Consider the following 1083-nt stretch of genomic DNA (forward strand, 5'->3'; position numbering starts at 1 on the left):
TGTCGATTAAACGTGAGACGTTGCGCTCTTGGGCCCATGATATTCACCATGTAAAGCGGGCTAAGCGCCGTCGGAGCCGTGTCAGAAAGTATCGTGAGCGGATGGAAGCGCCTGGGTTGATGTTGCAAATGGATGGCAGCCCGCATCGCTGGTTCGGTGAAGAACGCTCCTGCTTGATTGCTATCGTCGATGACGCGACCAGTGATATCCACGCCCAGTTTTTCCCGTCTGAAACCACAGAAGGCTGCATGAAGGTGATGAGAGCCTACATCGAGAAACGTGGCGTGTTTAAAACGCTCTACGTCGATAGAGCGGGGATCTTCGGTGGGCCGAAAAGGAGCAACTTCTCGCAGATGCAGCGGGCTTGTGAGGAACTCGGTATTGAGATCATCTTCGCCAACTCGCCGCAAGGAAAAGGCCGTATCGAGCGTGCATTCGATACCTTCCAAGACCGACTTGTGCCTGAATTACGCTTACACAACATCACGGATATGGAGAGCGCGAACCGTTATTTACATGAAGAGTTTATCCCTAATTATTGGGTGAAACATGTCATGGTTGAACCGCAAAGTCATCGCTCGGCGTTTAGGTGCTTACCGCCAGACTTAGATCTCAACACTATCTGTGTACAGAAAGAGTATCGGACGATACGACGAGATCATACCTTCAGTTTTGATAGCAAGATGTATGTCATTGACTCACCCATCCGTTACTCGATTGAAAATCAGAAAGTTGAAATCCGATGTCAGTTTGACGGCACCTTCTCGGCCTATTTTGGCCACCGCCGATTAGACATCACCGAACTGATTGAACCTCGCAAGGCCCATGAACATGGCAAGGAAGTGCAGAGAAAAATCGAAGCGCTGGAGCTTGTTGAGCAACTGGGTAGCGTATCGAAAGCGGCCCGTATCCTTGGTTGCTCCCGCCAAACGATTTACACCTACCAGAAAATCATGGAAGAAGAAGGCCCTGTCGGCCTCAAGCGGTACAATAAGCCGCTGAAGCGCAACAAAAACCGTATCCCAGAAAGCACGGAAGACAGGATAATCGAACTGACCTTGCTGAACCCTAATAGCACGTCGA

General features: G+C 50.2%; 1 protein-coding gene. It reads left to right on the top strand.

The genetic code is table 11. From position 1 onward, the window contains the following. The coding region (locus QQK21_RS21155; protein WP_284194156.1) for an ISNCY family transposase at positions 1-1083 on the top strand (1083 nt) is incomplete at both ends.

The sequence above is a fragment of the Vibrio zhanjiangensis genome (assembly GCF_030161235.1).
In the GTDB taxonomy this organism is placed as follows: Bacteria; Pseudomonadota; Gammaproteobacteria; order Enterobacterales; family Vibrionaceae; genus Vibrio; species Vibrio zhanjiangensis.